1 protein-coding gene is annotated in these 1,110 nt (G+C 65.6%); it reads left to right on the top strand.

What is annotated here, in order from left to right; genetic code table 11:
* Positions 1-524: 524 nt before the first annotated feature.
* Positions 525-1,110 (top strand): TetR/AcrR family transcriptional regulator (locus EB084_26230; protein NDD31761.1); only part of this gene is annotated, 586 nt, incomplete at its 3' end.

Raw genomic sequence — 1,110 nt, 5'->3', positions numbered from 1 at the left:
TGGGGGCGACGGGGGTCTCCTGGGCCATGGTGCTCCTTCTTGTGCGCCGCCGGCTGCGGCGTGGTCTGCACAAGTTTGCACATCGCGCCTCGCCCTCCTCCATTCACGTAAGAGGTGTAGGGATCTGGGATGCATGCCCTGGCTTGATCTCGTGCTGCCGTCCAGGGCAGGTGTTGGGCCTGTTCAAGCGTGTCTCCTGTTGCAGGGGGCGACTCCCAGGGAGGGCTTGGAGAGCGACGCCTCGAGGGGGGCGGGGTACCCCAGGGAAGCCAACCCACGGGTCATCTCGAGGGCGATATCGACGGGCGAATTGTCCGGTTGATGAGATTCAGGCAGGGACGAGATGCTCTCGTCGCGCTGCGCGAAATCCTTTCGGCGTTGCAGCCGGTTCGCAGGTCAGGGCGTCCCTCACTCTTGACGGTGTGCGCACCAGTTGATATGATGACCATAATATAAAGAGCGCGGACACCCTCTGTCTCTGGTCGATAAGAGCGGCTCGAGACGTCCGCGCAGAGAGGGCTCGCATGCGCTATCCGGAAGGCCATAAGTCGCAGGTCCGCCAGCGCATCGTGGCGCAAGCTTCCGCGGCCTTTCGCCGCAACGGTCTCGACGGGGTGAGCATCCCCGAGGTGATGAAGCGTGCTGGGTTGACCCACGGGGCCTTCTACGCCCACTTTTCCGACCGGCATGCGCTCGTTGCTGAAGCGGTGCGGTTTGCGGCACAACAGACCTCTGCCCGGGTCTTTGACCCGGGCTCATCCCTGGAGCACACGCTAGGGCACTACCTGTCACAAGGGCATCTGCAGCATCCCGAGATGGGCTGTGTGATCGCCGCCCTGGGCTGCGACGCCATGCGTCAGCCGCCTGCGGTGCGCGATGCATTTGCGGTTGCCGCAAAGGGCATGATCGCAAGCGTGCAGGCCCGCCTCGACACGAGGCAAGACCACCCCAGCGCTGCGCACTGCGGGGACGACGACTTCGCACCGCAGGTCTCGTCGGCGCCCGCGGCCTGCGCAGCCACCGAGACTGCCGCGTCTGCGAGCGATGAGGCGCTGCGCCTGGTTGCCCAGATGGTCGGGGCGGTGGTGCTGGGGCGCCTCGTGCAGGACA

This window comes from Pseudomonadota bacterium (assembly GCA_010028905.1).
GTDB lineage: Bacteria > Vulcanimicrobiota > Xenobia > RGZZ01 > RGZZ01 > RGZZ01.
Note: the sequence above shows the minus strand (reverse complement) of the source record. Positions and strands in the feature narration are given on the sequence as shown.